Source organism: Brevundimonas sp. GW460-12-10-14-LB2, assembly GCF_001636925.1.
Classification (GTDB): Bacteria; Pseudomonadota; Alphaproteobacteria; order Caulobacterales; family Caulobacteraceae; genus Brevundimonas; species Brevundimonas vesicularis.
In genome coordinates this window covers 521,295-542,475 of the sequence record NZ_CP015511.1, presented here as the reverse complement: position 1 = coordinate 542,475, position 21,181 = coordinate 521,295, and the positions used below count along the sequence as shown (strand labels likewise).

The 21,181-nt window shown below is 67.0% G+C and carries 17 protein-coding genes and 2 pseudogenes; 5 read left to right on the top strand and 14 right to left on the bottom strand.

The window, feature by feature from the left end; all coding sequences use genetic code 11:
* Positions 1–816, bottom strand: coding sequence for a 23S rRNA (adenine(2030)-N(6))-methyltransferase RlmJ (gene rlmJ, locus A4249_RS02525; protein ID WP_066550740.1), 816 nt, complete (start codon positions 814–816; stop codon positions 1–3).
* A 91-nt stretch (positions 817–907) separates the two neighbouring features.
* Between rlmJ and A4249_RS02520 the strand changes: the two genes are divergently transcribed.
* Together A4249_RS02520 and A4249_RS02515 are read left to right on the top strand one after the other, a co-directional pair.
* Entirely contained in the window at positions 908–1,252 is a 345-nt protein-coding gene (locus A4249_RS02520) for a hypothetical protein (protein ID WP_066550731.1), read from the top strand.
* Positions 1,252–2,274 (top strand): DNA topoisomerase IB, encoded by a 1,023-nt coding sequence (locus A4249_RS02515; RefSeq protein ID WP_066550728.1) that lies wholly within the window; start codon positions 1,252–1,254, stop codon positions 2,272–2,274. Before A4249_RS02520 ends, A4249_RS02515 begins: the two co-directional genes overlap by 1 nt.
* 17 nt (positions 2,275–2,291) lie before the next feature.
* On the opposite strand, the gene tdh is transcribed toward A4249_RS02515, so the two are convergent.
* The 11 genes and pseudogenes from tdh to A4249_RS02455 form a co-directional block, all read right to left on the bottom strand.
* Positions 2,292–3,344 carry an L-threonine 3-dehydrogenase gene (gene tdh / locus A4249_RS02510; RefSeq protein ID WP_055807997.1) on the bottom strand — a complete coding sequence of 351 codons (1,053 nt, stop codon included), beginning with the start codon at positions 3,342–3,344 and terminating at the stop codon, positions 2,292–2,294.
* A gap of 105 nt (positions 3,345–3,449) precedes the next feature.
* Positions 3,450–4,640, bottom strand: coding sequence for a glycine C-acetyltransferase (locus A4249_RS02505; RefSeq protein WP_066550725.1), 1,191 nt, complete (start codon positions 4,638–4,640; stop codon positions 3,450–3,452).
* Between the two features lie 42 nt (positions 4,641–4,682).
* Complete coding sequence (locus A4249_RS02500; RefSeq protein ID WP_066550724.1) at positions 4,683–5,597, bottom strand: DUF4232 domain-containing protein; 915 nt, start codon at positions 5,595–5,597, stop codon at positions 4,683–4,685.
* Between the two features lie 52 nt (positions 5,598–5,649).
* Complete coding sequence (mce, locus tag A4249_RS02495; RefSeq protein WP_055753156.1) at positions 5,650–6,072, bottom strand: methylmalonyl-CoA epimerase; 423 nt, start codon at positions 6,070–6,072, stop codon at positions 5,650–5,652.
* Positions 6,069–8,228 (bottom strand): methylmalonyl-CoA mutase, encoded by a 2,160-nt coding sequence (gene scpA / locus A4249_RS02490; protein WP_066550723.1) that lies wholly within the window; start codon positions 8,226–8,228, stop codon positions 6,069–6,071. Before scpA ends, mce begins: the two co-directional genes overlap by 4 nt.
* Positions 8,225–9,610, bottom strand: coding sequence for a methylmalonyl-CoA mutase family protein (locus tag A4249_RS02485; RefSeq protein WP_231868757.1), 1,386 nt, complete (start codon positions 9,608–9,610; stop codon positions 8,225–8,227). The genes scpA and A4249_RS02485 overlap by 4 nt, the downstream gene beginning before the upstream one ends.
* Positions 9,607–9,849: pseudogene (locus A4249_RS16215) on the bottom strand (biotin/lipoyl-containing protein); the annotation flags it as partial. The pseudogene A4249_RS16215 and the gene A4249_RS02485, both read right to left, overlap by 4 nt.
* Before the next feature lie 19 nt (positions 9,850–9,868).
* A protein-coding gene (locus tag A4249_RS02475; RefSeq protein WP_165906610.1) for an IS3 family transposase occupies positions 9,869–11,058 on the bottom strand; the annotation gives its coding sequence in 2 pieces (ribosomal slippage) (positions 9,869–10,806 and positions 10,806–11,058; 1,191 coding nt in all).
* 69 nt (positions 11,059–11,127) lie between these two features.
* Positions 11,128–12,861, bottom strand: a pseudogene (locus tag A4249_RS02465) (acetyl-CoA carboxylase biotin carboxylase subunit); the annotation flags it as partial.
* Between the two features lie 35 nt (positions 12,862–12,896).
* The gene (locus A4249_RS16480; RefSeq protein WP_156494616.1) at positions 12,897–13,688 is read right to left on the bottom strand and encodes a hypothetical protein; all 792 of its coding nucleotides are present in this window, start codon (positions 13,686–13,688) and stop codon (positions 12,897–12,899) included.
* Between the two features lie 5 nt (positions 13,689–13,693).
* The gene (locus A4249_RS02455) at positions 13,694–15,229 is read right to left on the bottom strand and encodes an acyl-CoA carboxylase subunit beta (RefSeq protein ID WP_066550716.1); all 1,536 of its coding nucleotides are present in this window, start codon (positions 15,227–15,229) and stop codon (positions 13,694–13,696) included.
* Here A4249_RS02455 and A4249_RS16475 point away from each other — a divergent pair.
* The 3 genes from A4249_RS16475 to A4249_RS02445 are packed head-to-tail and all read left to right on the top strand — an operon-like array spanning position 15,228 to position 17,827.
* On the top strand, positions 15,228–15,365 hold the full coding sequence (locus A4249_RS16475) for a hypothetical protein (protein WP_153923009.1): 138 nt from the start codon (positions 15,228–15,230) through the stop codon (positions 15,363–15,365). The two genes, A4249_RS02455 and A4249_RS16475, sit on opposite strands and share 2 nt — an antisense overlap.
* The gene (locus tag A4249_RS02450; RefSeq protein WP_066550714.1) at positions 15,358–16,782 is read left to right on the top strand and encodes a helix-turn-helix domain-containing protein; all 1,425 of its coding nucleotides are present in this window, start codon (positions 15,358–15,360) and stop codon (positions 16,780–16,782) included. Before A4249_RS16475 ends, A4249_RS02450 begins: the two co-directional genes overlap by 8 nt.
* A 7-nt stretch (positions 16,783–16,789) precedes the next feature.
* Complete coding sequence (locus tag A4249_RS02445) at positions 16,790–17,827, top strand: oxidoreductase (protein ID WP_066554686.1); 1,038 nt, start codon at positions 16,790–16,792, stop codon at positions 17,825–17,827.
* On the opposite strand, the gene pyk is transcribed toward A4249_RS02445, so the two are convergent.
* Both pyk and A4249_RS02435 read right to left on the bottom strand, forming a co-directional pair.
* Positions 17,824–19,269: a pyruvate kinase gene (gene pyk / locus A4249_RS02440; RefSeq protein WP_066550712.1), complete on the bottom strand. Its 1,446-nt coding sequence runs from the start codon at positions 19,267–19,269 to the stop codon at positions 17,824–17,826. The two genes, A4249_RS02445 and pyk, sit on opposite strands and share 4 nt — an antisense overlap.
* Positions 19,270–19,405: 136 nt before the next feature.
* Entirely contained in the window at positions 19,406–21,109 is a 1,704-nt protein-coding gene (locus tag A4249_RS02435; protein ID WP_066554683.1) for an alkaline phosphatase family protein, read from the bottom strand.
* Positions 21,110–21,181: the final 72 nt, after the last annotated feature.

Genomic DNA, 21,181 nt, shown 5'->3' with positions numbered 1-21,181 from the left:
TCAGAAGGTCCAGACCTCGGCCCGTCCGCCGGCTTCCCCCAGCGCCCCCGCGACCCACCCGCAGATCTGGGTCGCGGCCGCTTCCGCGCCCGCCGGCGGATTGACCACCACCATGGCGCAGCCGTTCATCTTCATCGGATTGGTCAGCGGCCTCAACCGCGCCTCGGCGACAAGGGTCGACCCCGCCCTGCCCTGCAGCCGCCGGATAAAGCCGTCGAAGGTCTCCAGATCCTTCAGCGGCGTCCAGATCGCCACCGTCGTGTTGGGGTCACGCTTCACGACCGCGATGGCTGTTTCGGCAGACCGCACATAGTCGTCAGGCTTCTCGAACGGCGGGTCGATCAGCACCAGCGGCCCGTTCGTCTTCGCCGCCTCCGCGACCACGGCCGCATAGCCGTCGCCCTCGCGCGTCTCGGCGTTCGCTCGCCCCGCCAGCGCCTCGGCCAGCATGGCCCGCACCGGCGGGTTCAGCTCGAACCCGACATAGCGACCGCCGGGCGTCAGCGCGTCCGCGATCAGCAACGGCGACCCCGGATAGAACCGCGACCCGCCCTCAGGATTCAGCGCCGCGACCTCGGCCGCCAGCGCGTCCATCAGCGGCGTCCGCCCCTCGGCGGACATCAGCCGCGCCACGCCGGCCTCGGCCTCCTTGGACCGCGCGCCGTCGCCCGACAGATCGTACAACCCCGCCCCCGCATGGGTGTCGAACACCGCCAGCGGCCCCGCCGCCTGCCGCACCTTCACCAACCAAAGCACCAAGGCGTGCTTGACCAGGTCGGCGAAGTTTCCGGCGTGAAAGCTGTGGCGATAGTTCATGCCGCCTCGTCTCGCGCCCGGCCCGCGCGGTCAAGCGGAACTCGCGCGCCAGACACGGCGTTCGGCCCAAGTCCTTGTACGGAAAGATGCGATGGCCGCCAAAACCACCCTCACCGACGCGCAACGCAAGCCGCCCAAGGGGGTCGCGACCCAGGCCAAGCGTGGTCTCGACCTGCGCGACAAGCACGACCGGGGCGGCACCGAGGTCGGCGTGCGCCGCGCCCATCAGTTGGCGGATCAGAAGCCCGTCTCGGACAAGGACATCAAGGACATCTACAGCTACTTCGCCCGCCACACCGTGGACAAGGACGGCAAGGGCTGGGGCAGCCGCACCGATCCTTCGGCCGGCTATATCGCCTGGCTGCTGTGGGGTGGCGATCCGGCCGAGCGCTGGATCAAACGGCTGCATGACCGTCTCGAAAAGGCGAACGGGTGATGGCCGACGGATCGCACGCCTTCGACATCGCCGCCGAAGTCCCTCAAGGCCTCAGCTATTGCAGCGACGAGTTCGCGGGCCTGACCCGGCGCCGCGCCGGCAAGGGTTGGTCGTATCGCGACGCCAAGGGCAAGACCGTTACGGACGCCAAGACCCTGGCCCGCATCCGCGCCCTGGCCATTCCGCCCGCCTGGACCGATGTCTGGATCTGTCCCAAGGCCAACGGCCATATCCAGGCGACCGGCCGGGACGTGAAGGGCCGCAAACAATACCGCTATCACAACGACTGGAGCACGGCCCGCTCCGAGAACAAGTTCGACAAGCTGCCGGCCTTCTCGCGCAACCTGCCGAAACTGCGGGAGAAGGTCGAACATGATCTGGCTCTTCGCGGCGTCTGTCGCGACAAGGTGCTGGCGACCGCCGTGCGCCTGCTGGAGATCACCCTGATCCGCGTCGGCAATTCCATCTACGCCAAACAGAACCGCAGCTACGGCCTGACGACCCTGCACAAGCGCCACATTGATGTCGACGGCGCGGCCCTGACGTTTGAGTTTCGCGGCAAGAGCGGCAAGGATCACAGCGTCAGCGTCAAAGACCGGCGCCTAGCCAAGGTCGTGCGGCAGCTGGAAGGTCTGCCCGGCCAGCAACTCTTCAAATACCGCGCGGCCGACGGCGCGCTGTGCCCGGTCGATTCCGACGACGTGAACGCCTACATCCGCGAGGCGATGGGCGAGCAGTTCTCGGCCAAGGACTTCCGCACCTGGGCCGGCACCGTCTCGGCGGCGCGGGCGCTGCGCGACACCGAGGCCCCGACCTCGCCCACCGACGCCAAGCGAAAGATCACCGTCTGCGTCAAGGCTGTCGCCGGCCTCTTGGGCAACACCCCCACCGTCTGCCGCGCCTCTTACGTCCACCCCAAGGTCTTCGCCCTGTTCGAAAGCGGTGAAATCGGCAGGGCCTTGCCGGGATCGGAAACCAAGGGGTTCGAAAAGGCGCTGATCAAACAGTTGCTCGCTGTTTGATCAGCGGTACTCGTCTCTCAGGCCGCTTTATCCCAGTCCAGCACGACCTTGCCCGATTGGCCCGACTTCATGGCTTCGAAGCCTTCGCGGTAGTCGGCGTAGCCCAGGCGGTGCGTGATCAGCGGGCTGAGGTCCAGGCCGGCTTTCAGCAGGCCCAGCATCTTGCGCCAGGTGGTGAACATCTCGCGGCCATAGACGCCCTTGATGGTCAGGGCCTTCAGAATGATCGCGCCCCAGTCGGTTTCCATCGGCTTGCCGGGAATGCCCAGCAGCGCCATGCCGCCGCCCATGATCAGGGTGTCGACGCACTGTTTGAAGGCGATGGGCGAGCCCGACATCTCCAGCGCCACGTCGAAGCCAACCTTCAGGCCCAGTTCCTTCATGACATCGTGGATGTCTTCCTTGGTCGTATTCACGGTGCGAACGCCCGGCGCGACCTTCTGCGCCAGCTCCAGCCGGAAGTCGTTGATGTCGGTCAGGACCACGGTGCGCGCGCCCGCGTGGCGGGCAACAGCGGCGGCCATCATACCGATCGGGCCGGCGCCGGTGACCAGCACATCCTCGCCCAGCAGGTCGAACTGCTGGGCCGTGTGAACCGCATTGCCGAACGGATCGAGGATCGAGCCGATCTCATAGGGCACATCGTCCGGCAGCTCGATGACGTTGAAGGCCGGGGCCACCACGAACTCGGCGAAGGCGCCCTGACGGTTCACGCCAATGCCGCGCGTCTTGGGGTCCAGGTGGAAATGGCCGGCGCGGGCGGCTTCCGAGTTCAGGTCGATGACGTGGCCCTCGGCCGAGACGCGCTGGCCGATCTTCAGCGGCCGATCCACGTCCTTGCCGATGGCGACGATCTCCCCGGCGAACTCGTGGCCGGTGATCATCGGGGTCGGAACGTTCTTCTGGGACCACTCGTCCCAGTTCCAGATGTGGATGTCGGTGCCGCAGACGGCCGTGCGATGCACCCGGATCAGCACATCCTCCGGTCCCGCCTCGGGAATCGGCGCGTCGATCAGTTCCAGGCCGACGCCGGGCGCGGTCTTGGCCAGGGCCTTCATCGTGTCGGTCATAGTCTTAACTCCCTGAAATCGTGGCTCCGGGTTCATCCCGAAACCTGCGGCTGAGGCCTCACGCCTCCTCGCCGCTTGGTCTTCGTCGATGGCGCGCGAAAAGGGCTAAATGACGCCGAGTTCCCGGCCCGCCTGGGTGAACACTTCGACCGTACGGTCGATCTGGTCGAAGGTGTGGGCCGCCGACATCTGTGTGCGGATGCGGGCCTGGCCGCGCGGCACGACGGGGAACGAGAACCCGATCACATAGACGCCCAGCTCCAACGCCCGCGCCGCGAAATCCTGCGCCAGCTTGGCGTCGCCCAGCATGACCGGGATGATCGGATGCTCGCCGTCCAGCAGGGTGAAGCCCACATCGGCCATGGCGTTACGATAGCGGTGGGCGTTGGCGGACAGGCGGGTGCGCAGGGCGTCGCCTTCGGAGCCTTGGGCGATTCGGATGGCCTCAAGGCTCGATCCGCACACCGCCGGCGCCAAGGCGTTGGAGAACAGATAGGGCCGCGCCCGCTGTTTCAGCAGTTCCACGACCGACTTCTTCGCACAGATGAAGCCGCCCATGGCGCCGCCCAGGGCCTTGCCGAAGGTGCCGGTGACGAAGTCCACCTCCACCCCGTGATAGGCGAAGGAGCCCTTGCCTTGCGGACCCAAAAAGCCCGTCGCGTGGCAGTCGTCCACCATGATCAGGGCGTCGTATTTGTCGGCCAGCGCCCGGATCTCGTCCAGCTTGGCGATATACCCGTCCATCGAGAAGGCGCCGTCGGTGGCGATGATGATGTCGCGCGCGCCGGCCGCGCGGGCCTCCTTCAGCCGACTTTCCAACTCGTCCATGTCGGAATTGGCGAAGCGATAGCGTTTGGCCTTGCACAGCCGAACCCCATCAATGATCGAGGCGTGGTTCAGGCTGTCGGAAACGATGGCGTCGTTCTCGCTCAGCAGCGGCTCGAACAGACCGCCGTTGGCGTCGAAGGCGGCGGCGAACAGGATGGCGTCCTCGAAACCGAGATAGGCGGCGATGGCCGCTTCCAGCTCCTTGTGGATCTCCAGCGTGCCGCAGATGAAGCGCACGGACGCGGTGCCGGCGCCCCACTTCGCTTGCGCCGCCATTCCGGCCTGGGTCACGCGCTCGTCGCCGGCCAGGCCAAGATAGTTGTTGGCGCAGAAGTTCAGCACGTCGCGGCCGGCGACCTGGATCACAGGCCCCTGGCGCGAGGCGATGATGCGTTCGGGCTTGGTCAGGCCCTGGGCGTCGATCTCGGACAGTTCGCCGGCGACGCGGTCGTAGAAGCTCTGGGTCATGGGCCGCGACCTACGCCGATTTTCGATCGGTTTCCACCCGCCTCAGGTCGCCGGGGCCGGGTTGGCCTCGGCCCGGATTGGACTGACGCGAATGCGACCGCCGCAGGGGCTGAACGAGAACGGCAGGCTGACGGCGGCGGTATCGCTGGGCGCCGTGACCTTTATCGTGGCCGCGTCGGGACAGGTCTTTTGCATGGCTTCGTTGGGCACGACGCTCCAGGCCATTTCGAAATAGGCCTTGGCGCGGGGCGTCAGCTGGACCGGCGTCGGGGCCTGGCCTTGGCGGAAATAGCTTCCGGGGCTCTGTTCGGCGCGTATGGACGACAGGGTGCGTCCGCGCGCGTCCTGCAAGGTCACTGTCGGATAGCCGGTCAGGCTGCAGGCCTGGGTTCCGATATTCTGAAGACTGAAGTTGGTGACCCGATTTCCGGCGCCCGCATCCCCGTCGCCCGCCGCCAGCGTCAGTTGCGGCCCCTTACAGGGCAGCGCAGCGGGCAAGACCCCGCCGGTCGCCTCGGGCGGCGCCTGACCCGGCGCCGGCAGCGGTCCGGGCGTCGCATCAGCGCCAGGGATCGGCCGCGAGCAGCGCTCCAGCACCGCGACACCGGTCATGCCGTCGGGCCCCAGTCGGCTCAGCGTGCCGCTCTCCTGTCCATCACGCGTCGCCGTCCACCATTCCACCCCGCCGCCGACATAGCGCGCGCCGCTGGCCGCCTGCACCGAACGCAAGGTATAGGTCTGGTTATGATGGGTCAGCTTGGCGTTGTCGCTGTCGATGTACTGGACCTGAAGCGTCGCGCCGCTTTCGCAGGCATAGCCGACCGAGGGCGCATTGGATGCAGGCGCGGCCGACGGTTCGACCGGGGCGGCGGGCTGTTCCGGCTCGGTGCGAGAGCAGGCTGCCGCGCCGGCCAAGGCGGCGATGGCGACGAATGCGGTCAGGCGGTGCGACATCATGTCATGTCCTCTGGTTTCGGCTTCAACGGCCCAACCTGACCAAAGGCTCCGCTTAGTGCCCCGCTTTCGGCGTCTCCATCAGCTCGATCAGCACGCCGCCCATGTCACGCGGATGCAGGAAGACGACCGGCGTCCCGTGCGCCCCGATGCGCGGCTCGCCCGTGCCCAGGATTGTCACGCCCTTGGCCCGCATCTCGGCGACGGCGGCATGGATGTCCGCGACCTCGAAACAGACGTGGTGCTGGCCGCCTTTCGGGTTCTTGGCCAGGAAGCCGACGATGGGACTGGTGTCGTCATAGGGTTGGATCAGCTCGATCTGAGCCGTCGGCGTATCGACGAAACAGACCTTCACCCCCTGCGCCGGCAGGTCGAACGGCTCGCCGATCTTCGTCGCGCCCAGAATGTCGCGATATAGTTTGATCGAGTCCGCGATGGACGGCGTGGCGACGCCGACGTGGTTCAGGGCGCCGATCATGGTTTGTCCTTTGCGGGGGCAGGCTGGGCGTAACCCAGACGCTGGTTCAGCTTCTCGATCAGGTCGACGGCCGTATCGGCGATGGCCGAACCGGGCGGATAAACGGCGGCCGCACCCATATCGAGCAGAGGCTGGACGTCGGACGGCGGGATCACCCCGCCGACCACGATCATGATGTCGGGCCGGCCCAGTTTCTCCAACTCGGCCTTCAACTCGGGCACCAGCGTCAGGTGCCCGGCCGCCAGCGACGATGCCCCGACCGCGTGAACGCCCTTCTCGACCGCTTCTTGAGCCGCCTCGGACGGCGTCTGGAACAGGCTGCCCGCCGTGACGTCGAAGCCCAGATCGCCATATCCGGTCGCAACGACCTTCTGGCCCCGGTCGTGCCCGTCCTGTCCCAGTTTGGCGATCAGGATGCGCGGCGGTCCGCCGTCGTTCTCGACGAAGGTCGCGACCATCTCGCGGGCGCGGGCGAAGCGGGCGTCCTTGCCGGCCTCCTTGGCGTATACGCCCGACACGGTCTGGACCGTGGCCACGTGGCGGCCGAAGGCGGCCTCCAGCGCGTCGGAGATTTCACCTACCGTCGCCTTGGCGCGTGCCGCCTGAACCGCAAGTTCCAGCAGGTTGGCGTTCCCGCGCGCGCCCTCGGTCAGGGCGTTCAGCGCCGCGTCCGTCGTCGCCTGGTCCCGCTCGGCGCGCAGGCGCTTCAGCTTGTCGATCTGGGCGGCCAGCACCGCCGCATTGTCGACCTTCAGCATCGGAATGTCGTCGACGACAGGGTTCAGATATTTGTTCACCCCGACCACCGTCTGCTGGCCGGTGTCGATCCGCGCCTGAGTCTTGGCGGCGGATTCCTCGATCCGCAGCTTGGGGATGCCGGCTTCGATCGCCTTGGCCATGCCGCCCAGGGCCTCGACCTCGGCCATATGGGCGCGGGCGCGCTCGGCCAGCTCGTGCGTCAGCCGCTCGACATAGAAGCTGCCGCCCCAGGGATCGATGACCCGCGTCAGCCCCGTTTCCTGCTGCAACAGGATCTGGGTGTTGCGCGCGATCCGGGCCGAAAAGTCGGTGGGCAGGGCCAGGGCCTCGTCCAGCGCATTGGTGTGCAGGCTCTGCGTCTGGCCGCCCGCCGCCGCCATGGCCTCGACCATGGTGCGGGGCACATTGTTGAACACGTCCTGCGCGGCGAGGCTCCACCCCGAGGTCTGGCAGTGGGCGCGTAAGGACAGCGACTTCGGATCGACCCCGCCCTCCTTGCGCACCGCCTCGGCCCACAGCAGGCGCCCGGCCCGCATCTTGGCCACCTCCATGAAATAGTTCATGCCGATGGCCCAGAAGAAGCTCAGCCGAGGCGCGAACCGGTCGATCGGCATGCCCGCCGCGACACCCGCCCGCAGATATTCGATCCCGTCCGCCAGCGTATAGGCGAGCTCGATATCCGCCGAGGCCCCCGCCTCCTGCATGTGATAGCCGCTGATCGAGATCGAGTTGAACTTCGGCGTCTCCTGCGCCGTCCAGGCGAAGATGTCGGCGATGATCCGCATCGAGGGCTCGGGCGGATAGATGTAGGTGTTCCGGACCATGAACTCCTTCAGAATGTCGTTCTGAATGGTCCCGGTCAGCTTGGCGTGCGGCACGCCCTGCTCCTCCGCCGCGACGACATACAGCGCCAGGATCGGCAGCACCGCCCCGTTCATCGTCATCGACACCGACATCTGGTCCAGCGGGATCCCGTCGAAAAGGGTCCGCATGTCATAGATGCTGTCGATGGCGACGCCCGCCATGCCGACGTCGCCCTTCACCCGCGGGTGGTCGCTGTCATAGCCCCGGTGCGTCGCCAGATCGAAGGCGATGCTCAGCCCCTTCTGACCGGCCGCCAGGTTGCGGCGATAGAAGGCGTTGGACTCCTCGGCGGTCGAGAAACCGGCGTATTGCCGGATCGTCCAGGGATTGCCCGCATACATGGTCGGATAGGGACCACGCACGAAAGGCGCGAACCCCGGCAGGCCGTGCGGATGATCCAGCGCCTCCGTGCTGTCGGGACCATAGGCGGTCTCGACCGTCAGCCCCTCGGGCGTCAGCCAGGGATCGCGCGTCGGCCCCTGCCCGGTCGCATCGAGGTTCAGGGCAATCTTGCTGAAGTCGGGAAAACTCATTTAGCCGTCTCCTCGAAAGCCGCGGCGAACCGGATCGGAGACAGGGGCTCGCAAACCCGCTCGACCGCCACAGCCGTCTCATCGCCCGCCTGGACCGGCGCCGGCCGCACGTCCGCGTCCACATATTTGGTCACGCCGATGATCTGCGCCGCACCGTTCGTCAGCGCGGCCTCGCGGATCGCGCGAGCGCGAGCGATGCGGGGCTGGATGACCGAGCCCTTGAGCGCCTCGACCAGACCGCCCTCGGCCTCGATCATCTGGAATTCGGCCCAGCCGGCTTCGGCCAGGTCCCGCGTGCGGGCGTCCAGATACCAGGAGCCGGCGGCCGGATCGTCGACCCGTCCCAGATTGGCCTCTTCCATCAGGACCAACTGGGTGTTCCTCGCCTGACGCCGGGCGAGGGCGTCCGACGTGCCGGAGGCGCGGGTGAAGCCATCCAGCACCACGACGTCCGCCCCCCCGACCGCGCCGGCGAAGCCGGCCGCCGTCAGCCGCAGCAGATTGGGCCAGGGATCGCGCGCCGACAGCATCCGCCGCGACGAGCGCGCCTCGATCACAGCCGGAACGTCCACGTCGAACGCTTTCGTCAGGCTGGCCCAGATCAGCCGCATGGCTCGCACCTTGGCCAGGCTGTCGAAATATTCCGCATCGACCGACAGGCCGACGACCGTGCCGCGCAAAGCCGCCTCGACCGACATGCCGGCCTCGACCGCCGCCTTCGCATGGGCCACGACGCTGGACGCCGCAAAGGCCAGCTCCTGCGCCGCCGATCCGCCCGCCTCGTGCGCGACCCGGCCGCTGGCCATGAAGAAGGTCGCGTCGGGATAGGCGCCCGCATGACGCGCCGCCGTATTGGCCGCCAGGCTCAGATGCTCTTCCACCGAACGCGGCGCGCCGCCCGCCTCGGCGAAGGCTGACAGCGGGTCCATATGAAACCGCAGTTGGGCGCGCGGCGAGCCCTTGGCGACGACCGCCAGCGCATTGGCCGCATCCGGCCCGTCGATACCGGCGTCCAGCGCGATGGGCGCCAGCTCCAGCGCCACGCCTTCCAGCGCCCGGCCCAGGGGCGCGGAATCCGCCAGCACCCGCCCCTTCAGCACCACCGAGGCCGCGCCGTTCTCCAGATCGCTCAGGACGGCGGCGTTGACCGCTTCGGCATCGTCGCCCTCCACCAGCGTCCGCAGATCCCAGGCCCGGCCTTCGGAGTCGGACGGACGCGGGGCGAAGATCGGCTGCACGCCCGTCGCGCCTGCGTACAGCGGCCGCGTCACCAGTTGATCGGCGTCGAGATGCATCAGCGACTCGATCGGCTGATCCTTCAGCGCCTTCTGGGCCGCCTCGCGCCATTCCAGCGGCGTGGGCGCGGGAAAGCCCGTCATCATCCGAACTCCACCAGCACGTCGTCTGCCGCCACCGGATCCCCGTCCTTGGCGCCGACGGCCTTCACCACCCCGTCGCGCTCGGCCTTCAGGATGTTCTGCATCTTCATGGCCTCGATGATGGCCACCGTCTCGCCGGTCTTGACCTCTTGGCCCACGACCACCGGGATCGAGACCACCAGCCCCGGCATCGGCGACAGCACCATCTTGGAGGTGTCCGCCGCGACCTTCTCCGGCAGGCGCTGACGTGACCCCCGTTTCTCATCCAGCCATAACGAGAGTCCTAGGTTGATCTGAGCTGTGATCGGCTGGGTTGGCAAGAGGCCGGTCTGCGCAGCCATCAACCAGCGCAGCAGGCCGGCCGATGTGTCCGGTGAGCGCTTCTGCATAAGCCTGCGGCGTCAGCCACCCGAGCTTCGAGTGCGGACGCTGCTCGTTGTAATCGCGTCGCCACGCCTCCAGCACGGCGCGAGCGTGCGGCAGCGAGCGGAACAGCGTCTCGTTCAGCAGCTCGTCACGCAGCCGCCCGTTGAAGCTTTCGTTGAAGCCGTTCTGCTGGGGCTTGCCCGGCGCGATGTAGTGCCAGCCGACGCCGGTGTCGTCGGCCCAGGCCAGGACCGCGTTCGAGGTGTACTCCGTGCCGTTGTCGCTGACGATGGTGTCGGGCCGCCCTCGCTGCCGGATGACGGCGTCCAACTCCCGCACGACCCGCGCGCCCGACAGCGAGGTGTCGGCCACCAGCGCCAGGCACTCGCGCGTACAGTTATCGATCACCGTCAGGATGCGGAAGCGCCGCCCGTCCGTCAGCTGGTCTGCGACGAAGTCCAGCGACCAGCGCTGGTTGGGCGCCAGCGGCAGGTCCAGCGGTCGCCGCGTGCCCATCGCTCGCTTCCGGCCGCCGCGCCGGCGCACCGTCAGTTGCTCGTCGCGATAGATCCGCTGGACCCGTTTCCTGTTGACCGCATGGCCCTCGCGCCGCAGCAGCACGTGCAGGCGACGATAGCCGAACCGTCGACGTTCCTGGGCCAGGGCCTTCAGCCGGTCGCGCAGAGCGCCGTCGTCCGGGCGCGTCGCCTGATAGCGCACGCTCGTCCGATCGACGCCCAGAACACGGCACGCCCGCCTTTCGCTCATCTCGTAGGCGGCCTGCAGATGGCCAGCCGCCTCGCGATAGCCGGCGGGCGTCACCACTTTTTTCCCAGCAGGTCCTTCAGGGCCACGTTGTCCAGCATCGCGTCCGCCAGCATCCGCTTCAGCCGGGCGTTCTCATCCTCGAGCGCCTTGAGCCGCCGAGCCTCCGACACGTCGAGCCCGCCAAACTTGGCCTTCCATTTGTAAAAGGTCGCCGAGCTGACCCCGTGGCGTCGGCACACCTCCGCCGTCGCTACACCGGCCTCCTGCTCCCGCAGGATCCCGATGATCTGCTCTTCCGTGAACCTCGATCGCTTCATTCTGTCCGTCCTTCGTTGGGCGGACTCTAGCTATTCCTGGAGGAGTTTCAGGGGGTCACGTCAGCGCGCATAGAGTTCGGCGACGTGGGGCCGCAGCACCCGCACCCGCGCCTTGGCCGCACGGTGGCGGATGTCGAACCCGTCGGCGACGCGTTTGACCTCGGCGGTGAAGGGCTCGCCGTCCAGATCGGCCTTGAACTGTGCCAGACCCGGCCGCCAGTCGATGTCCGACAGGCGGATGTCGCCCCCGCCCGTCAAGGTCAGGATCATCTCCTCGTCCTCGTCATAAGACAGGCCGACGCCGTGCGGCGTTTTGTCGATCATCACGATCCAGTCGGTGCGGTCCGACGGATCGCCGTCCTGTTCGGCGATGACCTCGTGCATGGCCAGCGCCGAGGCGATGAGGATGCGCTCCTGATCCTGAGTCGGTTTCAGGCCGTGGAAGCCGTCCGGGAACTCGTCCTTGATATAGCTGGTCGACAGATTGCCCGACTTGAACCGGTCCTGATCCATCACCGCCGCCAGGAAGGGCACATTGTGGCCCAGGCCCGACAGGTGGGTGTCCTCCAAGGCGCGAGCCATGCCCGTCACCGCATCTTCGCGCGTCTCGCCCCAGGCGCACAGTTTGGCGATCATGGGATCGTAGAACATGCTGATCTCGTCGCCCTCGCGGACGCCTGAATCGTTCCTGACCACATAGCCGTCCTGCTCGCCCTCTTCCGGTTGCTCGTAGCGGACCAGTCGCCCGATCGAGGGCAGGAAGCCGCGATAGGGATCCTCGGCGTAGATGCGGCTTTCGATGGCCCAGCCGTCGATCTTCAGGTCCTTCTGCTCGAAGGCCAGCGTCTCGCCCCAGGCCGAACGGATCATCTGTTCGACCAGATCGACCCCGGTGATCAGCTCCGTCACCGGATGCTCGACCTGCAACCGGGTGTTCATCTCCAGGAAGAAGAAGCTCTTGTCCTGACCGGCCACGAACTCGACCGTGCCGGCCGAGTCATAGTTCACCGCCTGGGCCAGGGCGACGGCCTGCGCCCCCATGGCCGCTCGGGTGGCCTCGTCCAGCAGGGGCGACGGCGCCTCCTCGATGACCTTCTGGTTGCGACGCTGGATCGAGCATTCGCGCTCGAACAGGTGGACGACGTGGCCGTGCTTGTCGCCCAGCACCTGGATCTCGATGTGGCGCGGATCGATGATGAACTTCTCAAGGAAGACCCGGTCGTCGCCGAAGGCGTTCAGCGCCTCGGCCTTCACCGCCGCGAAGCCTTCGGCCATGTCGGCGTCCGAATGGGCCACGCGGATGCCCTTGCCTCCGCCGCCGGCCGACGCCTTGATCATGATCGGATAGCCGATCTGGTTGGCGATCCTGACCGCCTCCTCCGGCGTCTCGATCAGCCCCATATGCCCCGGCACGGTCGAGACCCCCGCCTCGGCCGCCAGCTTCTTGGAGCTGATCTTGTCGCCCATGGCCTCAATGGCCTCGGGGTTCGGGCCGATAAAGGCGATCCCCTCGTCCCTCAGCCGCCGCGCGAATCCGGCATTCTCGCTCAGGAAGCCAAAGCCCGGATGCACGGCCTGCGCCCCCGTCTGGCGCACCGCCTCAACGATCTTGTCGGCAAGCAAGTAAGACTGCGCCGCCGGCGCCGGCCCGATCAGCACCGCCTCGTCGGCCATCTCGACCGCCAGCGACCCGGCGTCGGCCTCCGAATAGACCTGCACGGTTTTGATGCCCATCTTGCGGCAGGTCTTGATGATCCGAACCGCGATCTCGCCCCGGTTGGCGATGAGGATTTTGGAGAACATTGGCCGTTGTCCCAAGGCTAATTATGGAGCGCGACCTAAGAGGGTTCGCGAGGATGGGTGGAGAAAAGGGGAAGCCGCAGTTCATCAATTGGTACTGCGCTAGGCACAGCGATGCGGTCTCCTTGGAGACGCTCAACGCCGAGATGGGCCACAATGAATGCGCTCACAAAGCCTTCGGTAAAGTCACCAAGATAACCAACGGCCTCACCGACTTCACGAACCGTCTGGGCTAGAGCCCGATCAAAGTCGGGAACGTCACCTTGACCAACGAGAGCTGAAAGAGCTGTCAAATGGAGGGACTCGGCTCCACCAAAGATCGAGTTTCCTCTAGTACTGCCAATATAATCGACGAAATTCATACCAACAGGAAGTTGATCATAAGCTTCTTCAATAAGCCCCATCTCCGCGTGGAAGGCCGCCCTATTTCTTAGCGGACCTATCAATCTGGATGCATTTATCAGTCTGAACAGCGCGGCCCGACCCACCCGGGCTCGTTCGAGTGACGGCCCAACACGCTGATCGTGCTGAGCGGCGAGCCCTGATAGCTCTCGAAATGCCACCGCAACTTCGCGGCTGTTGATGAATTGGCGAGCTTCAAACAATCGACCCGCCAGCAGTCGCGTCGCGAGCAGTGCGGTCGCGTTCGACATATCGCGCACGTATGCTGGATCGGCGGGGCCACCCGAATTGATAGCCGATATCGCAGTTCTAAGAAGAATGGCGGTCTCGTCGGCAATCTGACAGATGCCGAAGTAGGCTAGTCGATGATCCGCAGGAATTAGATCAAGCTCAGCCTTTGTGAAGTGGATCGCTGTCAGATGGAGCATCTATATCACAGCGGAATATTGTCGTGCTTCTTCCAGGGGTTCTCCTGGACCTTGTTCTTCAGCGTCCGCAGCGCCTTCACCAGCCGCCGCCGCGTGCCATGCGGCATGATGACGTCGTCGATATAGCCCAGGCCCGCCGCCACGAAGGGGTTGGCGAACCGGTCCTTGTACTCCGCCTCGCGCGCGGCCAGGGCCTCGGGATCGCCGGCCTCCTTGCGGAAGATGATCTCGACCGCCCCCTTGGCGCCCATGACGGCGATCTCGGCGGTCGGCCAGGCGTAGTTGACGTCGCCGCGCAGGTGTTTCGAACTCATCACGTCATAGGCGCCGCCATAGGCCTTGCGCGTGATCAGGGTCAGTTTTGGCACCGTCGCCTCGGCATAGGCGAACAGCAGCTTGGCCCCGTGTTTGATCAGGGCCCCATATTCCTGCTTGGTCCCCGGCATGAAGCCCGGCACGTCCACCAGCGTCACCAGCGGAATGTCGAAGGCGTCGCAGAAGCGCACGAACCGCGCGGCCTTGCGGCTTGAATCGATGTCCAGCACGCCCGCCAGCACCTGGGGCTGGTTGGCGACGATCCCGACCGTCTGGCCGTCCAGACGCCCGAAGCCGCAGATGATGTTCCTGGCGAAGTCGGCCCCGATCTCGAAGAAGTCAGCCTCGTCCACCACCTTCAGGATCAGCTCCTTCATGTCGTAAGGCTGGTTCGGATTGGCCGGGATCAGGGTGTCCAGCGACGGCTCGTCCCGCTCCGGCTCGTCATAGCTTTCGCGCACCGGCGGCTTTTCACGGTTCGACAGCGGCAGGAAGCCGATCAGGCGGCGCACCTCCGACAGGGCCTCAAGGTCGTTCTCGAACGCCCCGTCCGCCACGCCAGACTTGCCCGCATGGACCCGCGCGCCGCCCAGGTCCTCGTGGCTGACCACCTCATTGGTGACCGTCTTCACCACGTCGGGTCCGGTCACGTACATGTAGCTCGTGTCCTTCACCATGAAGATGAAGTCGGTGATGGCGGGCGAATAGACGTCGCCGCCCGCGCACGGGCCCATGATCACGCTGATCTGAGGGATGACCCCGCTGGCCAGGGTATTCTGCAGGAAGATCTCGGCGTAACCGGCAAGGCTCTCGACCCCCTCTTGGATCCGCGCCCCGCCGGCGTCGAACAGGCCGATGATCGGCGCGCCGGTTGTCAGGGCCATCTTCTGCAGCTTGACGATCTTGGCCGCATGGGCGCCCGACAGGCTGCCGCCGAAGACGGTGAAGTCCTTGGAGAAGACATAGACCAGCCGTCCGCCGATGGTGCCGCGACCCGTCACCACCCCGTCGCCGGGGATGCGCTGATCCTGCATGCCGAAGTCATGGCTGCGGTGCTCGACGAACATGTCCGTCTCCTCGAAGGAGCCTTCGTCCAGCAGCACGTCGATGCGTTCGCGCGCCGTCAGCTTGCCCTTGGCGTGCTGGGCGGCGATACGCTTTTCCCCACCGCCCAGTTTGGCGGCGGCGCGACGGCGCTCCAGTTCTTCAAGGATAGCTTGAGTCATGATGGATCTTCGCCTCTCGTTCAAAGAACGCGTGGCGCCTTCATCGCAAAATGGCAAACGCAACTTTGCAAAAAGTGTGGAACTGCGCGGGCTTGCAAAGGATGGCGATATGATCTGCAAAGTTGCGAATGGCTGAGAAGCTTTTCCTGGGCGCCAAACTGCGCAAGCTGCGCGAGGCCCGCGGCTGGACGCTGGAGGCCTGCGCCGAACGGCTGGGCCTGTCGCCGTCCTATCTGTCGCAGATTGAGACCAACCAGCGCCCGGCGACTGCGCGTGTCCTGATCGCCCTGACCCGCGCCTTTCACGTGGACGCCAGCCTGTTCGATCTGGAGGGCGACGCCCGCCTGATCGCCGACCTGCGCGAGGCCACCACCGACATTGCGGGTCAGGCCGAGCCGCCCACGGCCGCAGAGCTGAAACAGGCTGTCGCCAACACCCCGCGTCTGGCCCACCAGTTTCTGGCCCTGCACCAGACGTTCCGCCGCCTGGACGAGCGTGTGAAGGCGCTGGACGACACCCTGGGCCGGGACGAACACGGCGCCAGCGTGGCCCTGTTGCCCTACGAAGAGGTGCGCGACTTCTTCCATTATCGCGACAACTACATCGACACGCTGGACACCGCGGCCGAGGCGCTGGCGACGACGCTGGTGCAGGACGGCCAGATCGAGCGGGCGCTGGAGTCTGCGCTGAGCCAGGCGCACGGCGTCCGCGTCGCCTATGTCGCCGGTCAGGAGGCCCTGCGTCGCTACGACCCCGCCAGCCGCGTCCTGACGCTGGACGCCTGGCAGCCCGGCGCGACGCGGTCGTTCCAGCTGGCGCACCAGCTGGCCCTGCTGTCCTTCCGCGATTTGATCGAAGCCGAACTGGATCAGGCCGCGTTCCGCACGGACGCCGCGCGGGACGTCGCCCGGGTCGGCCTGGCCAACTATGCGGCCGGCGCGTTGCTCTTGCCCTATCGCGCCTTCCTGGAGGCCGCGCGCGAGGAGAAGCACGACATCGACCGGCTGCGCACTCGTTTCCAGGTCAGTTTCGAACAGGTTTGCCACCGGCTCTCGACCCTGCAACGGCCGGGCTGGCGCGGCGTGCCCTTCTATTTCGCCCGCGTCGACATGGCCGGCAACATCACCAAACGCCACAGCGCCACCCGCTTCCAGTTCGCCCGCTTCGGCGGCGCCTGCCCCCTGTGGAACGTCCACGAAGCCTTCGCGGCGCCCGACCGGATCGGGGTGCAGTTGGCCGAGATGCCCGACGGGTCGCGTTACATCTCCATCGCCCGCAGCGTGTCCAAACCCAGCGGATCCTATCTGGCCAACGACCGCCGCTACGCCCTGTCCCTGGGCTGCGAGGTCGAGCATGCGGGCGCCTTGGTCTATGCCGCCGGTCTGGACCTGAACGGCCCCGCCGCCCGGATCGGCGTCAGCTGCCGCATCTGCGAGCGCATCGACTGCACCCAGCGCGCCTTTCCGCCCCTGGACCGCACCCTTCACGTCCCCGAGAACGAGCGCGGCGTGGTGCCCTATGTGCTGGATGGCCCGCGCCCCGACCGCTATTGATCGGGGCATGACCTCACATGCACCCATCGGCGTCGCCGTCGTCGGCTACGGCCTGGCGGGCCAGACCTTCCATGCGCCCCTGATCGCGGCGACCCCGGGCCTGACCCTGACCGCCGTCGTCTCGTCACGGCCCGAAGCGGTCCACGCCGACCTGCCCGACGTCGAGGTCCTGCCCGATCTGGACACAGCCATCGCCCGCGACGACATCGGCCTGATCGTCGTCGCCACCCCCGACGCCTTGCACGCCGAACAGTCGATCGCGGCGCTGAGGGCCGGCAAGTCGGTGGTGGTGGACAAACCCTTCGCCGCCACCTTGGCTGACGCGGAAAGCGTCGCCGCCGTCGCGGCATCATCCCCCGGCGTCTTCAGCGTCTTCCAGAACCGCCGTTGGGACGCCGACTTCCTGACTTTGCGCGGCCTGATCGACCAGGGCGAACTGGGCGACGTCGCCGTGTTCGAAAGCCACTATGACCGCTTCCGTCCGACCGTCACCGACCGCTGGAAGGACAGACGCGACGGCGGCGTCTGGGCCGACCTGGGTCCGCACCTGATCGACCAAGCGGTCCAGCTGTTCGGGCCACCGCTGGCCATCTATGCCGACCTCCAGGCCCAACGTTTCGGCGCCACGGCCATCGACTACGCCCACGTTCTGCTGCGCTATGACCGTCTGCGGGTCATCCTGAACATGAGCCACCTCGCCGCCGAGGCCAGTCTCCGCTACGCTGTCCACGGCACGGGCGGCAGCTTCATCAAACGCGGCCTCGACGCCCAGGAGGGGCAGTCCAAGGCCGGCCTGCGTCCCTGCGACGCGGACTGGGGCCTCGATCCCTCGCCCGGTGTGCTGACGAAACAGATAGACGGTGAAACCGTCCGCACCACGCCGGCTCCGGAGCGCGGCGACTATCCCGCCTTTTACGCCGCCATGCGCGATGCGATCCTCGGCAAGGGCCCGCCGCCTGTCCCGGCCGACCAGGCCTTGACCGTCATGCGCATCCTCGATGCCGGTCTGCGCAGCGCGGCGGAGGGGCGCGAGATCGCTCTCTAGCTCTTCTTGCGGCCCTTCAACGTCGCTGCAGGCGCGTGAGCCAGTCGCAGCAGATTGGCCGCACCGGGCGCCCCGAACGGCGTGCCCGCCAGGATCAGGATGCGCTGGCCCGGCTCGGCCAGACCATATTTGACCGCGCTGTTGACGGCGTCGTCCGTCACGGCCTCCAGCGAGTCCGGCTGCTCGCCCAGACGCGGCTCAAGTCCCCAGACCAGGGCCAGCCGGCGCGCTGTGTTGGGATTGGGCGTCAGCACCAGAATCGGCTTCAGCGGCCGCTCGCGCGCCATCCGCCGCGCCGTGCCGCCCAGGGTCGTGAACACCACCAGACAGCCAGTCGAGGGCGCATTCGCCGCCATCCGCGCCGCCCCGACCAGGGCGTCCACATCATGCTCGTCCATGCCGGCGTGTTCGGCGCCCATCAGGCTGGGCCACATCGGATCGCGTTCGACCCGCTCGATGATCCGGCTCATGATGCCCACGGATTCCAGCGGATAGTCGCCCGACGCCGTCTCGGCCGACAGCATCAGGGCGTCCGCGCCCTCATAGACCGCGTTGGCCACATCGGTCGCCTCGGCGCGGGTCGGGGCCGGGGCGCTGGTCATGGATTCCAGCATCTGAGTGGCCACGATCACCGGGACGCCGCGATTGCGGGCCGCGCGCACGATCTGCTTTTGCGCCACAGGCACATCCTCGGGATCCAGCTCGACGCCCAGATCGCCGCGCGCCACCATCACCCCGTCGCAATAGTCCAGGATGGCTTCGAGATCGGCCAGGGCCGCCGGCTTCTCGATCTTGGCGAGGCAGGCCGCCTGACCATTCACGATCCGCTTCAGCTCGGCCATGTCCTCGGGCTTCTGCACGAAGCTGAGCGCCACCCAATCCACGCCCATCCGCAGGGCGAAGGCCAAGTCTTCACGGTCTTTGGGCGTCAGGGCCGAGACCGGGATCACCGCCTCCGGCACCGCCACGCCCTTGCGGTCCGACAGCTTCGAGCCGCTCTCAACCGTCACATCGGCCCACTCGTCAGTTCGCTCGCCCACACGCAGCCGCACCCGGCCGTCGTCCAGAAGCAACAGCATGCCTTTGCGCAGCGCCTTGAAGATTTCGGGATGCGGCATCTGCACCCGCGTCTCGTCCCCGGGCGTCGGGTCCAGGTCGAAACGCATGGTGTGGCCCGGCTTGACCGCGATCTCGACGTCCTTGAACCGGCCCAGACGCAGCTTCGGCCCTTGAAGGTCGGCCAGCACGCCCAGCGGACGCTGCAAGGCCATTTCGGCGCCGCGCACCGCCTTCAATGCCGCGGCGTGATCCTCATGCGACCCGTGACTGAAGTTCAGGCGGAAGACGTCCACCCCCGCCTGGGCCAGCGCCTTGACGGTGCTGGGCGCACGGCTGGCGGGTCCCAGGGTGGCGACGATGCGCGCGCGACGGGCTCGGTTCATGACGTTTCCTGTTGGCTCTCTCGGACGGCAAAACGGGGCCGCCTGGGCGATTTCGCCCTCTTCTGCCAACGAAACCCGCGCTGCGTAAGGCCGCCTTCCCCTCAGGAAACACGAGTTGACGGCCGGAAACAGGAGTTTATCTGGCCGCCGTCCCGCAAGCCGCAACCGCGAACCCGTTCAGATCGATGCATCGGCCCTCGACCTGGGGTGCGGCGACGCCGATCACATGGGCGAGGGTCGGGGCGATATCGACGGTCCGGATCGGCAGGAACCGCTCCTCGGCCTTGGCGCCTGGCCACCAGAATATGATCGGCACGCGCCGGTCATATTCCCACGGCGTGCCGTGTCCGGCCAGGGTCGAGCCGACGCGGCCGCCCGAGGTGGTGTTCTGGGTCCAGGCGAACTGGATGTCGGGCGATCGCTCGGCGACGGTCGACAACCGCATCCGCTCGCGCACCGTCATCATCTCGGGCTGACGGCTGTCGGGCAAGGGCTCGGCCAGCAGCCGGTCGCGCGTCTCGGCGAAGGCCACGTCCGGCAGGGCGCGCAGCATCTCGACCGCCGCCTCCGCCACCTGTGTCCGCAACGGATCGGGCAGCGACTTGTGATCCGCATTGGCGACCATCCAGCCTGAACCGCCGGACTGCAGCGGATCGGCGTCCAGGTTGAAGCGCGCCTTCAGCGCGGCGTTGACGCCCTTGATCGCATCGGTATCGGCGCGGTGCGCCTGCGGATAGCCATGCTCGTGCAGCCGCTCGACGAAGTCCGAACCGCCGTGATCGGCCGTCAAAACCACCAGCGCGCCCCCCGGGACCTGGGCCAGCTTGTCCAGGAATGCGCCCAGCGCCGTATCCAGCCGGTGCATCTGCTCGCACATCTCCGGCCCCTGGGTGCCGTACATATGGCCGATCCGGTCGGTGGCCGACAGGCTGACGCCCAGCATGTCGGTCGCCGTCCCCTGCCCCAGCTTCTGGCTGTCCAGCAGATATTCCGCCGCCTTCAGCGTCTGCTCGTCCAGCAATGGCGAGGTGTCGAACTTCAGCCCCGCCGGCGGCAGCACCGAATGGAAGGTCTGGCCGCGAATGGTCCAGTCGCCCGCCAGCGCCCGGCAGTCCGCGTTCTGATAGTCCCAGGCTGTCGGCGTCGCCGCCGTCCAGGCGTTGAAGTCACGGTTGAACGCCGCAACCGGCGCCAGCTTCGTCTCGGCCGTCTGACCGGGCTCGACATAGGTTGTCAGTCCAAACCCGTCGGTGAACCAGAAGGCCTGCCCCTGATGACCGGCCAGATTGATCGCCCCACGATCCTTGCCGGACACCGCCATCACCTTGCTGTCCGGACTGACGGCCTTCAGCCAATCGCCCAGCGTCGTCACACGCAGTTGGTCCGGGCCCACCGGTCCGTTGTCGGTGTCGTCGCGCCCGTGCGCCAGATGGTTCTGCGGCGCGGCCAGGCAATAGATCTCCTTGCCGGTCTTGCCGTCGATCCAATCGTTGGCGGGAATGCCGGTCTCGGCCGGATGCATGCCGGTCAGAACCGTGGAGTGGCCGGGGCAGGTCTCGGTCAGACCGTGGGTCTGATAGCCGTTGATCGACACCAGTCCCTGGTCGGCCAACCGGCGCAGGCCGCCGCTGTAGCGGCTGCGATACTGGTTGAAGAGGTTGGCGCTGAACTGATCGACCACGATGGTCACGATCAGTTTGGGCGGCGTAAGGGCCGCGAGCGACGACTGCGGCGCAGCGGCCTGAACCGCCGGCTGGGCGACCGGCGCGCCCGCACAGGCGGCGCCAGCGATCGACAAGACGGCCAGACACGCGGCGGCGACGTGACGCGACAGGGACATGAACAACTCCAACAACAGCCGTGCGGCCTCTAGCTGTTGCGGATGGCGCCCGCGTGACAGCCCGGCTCGCTC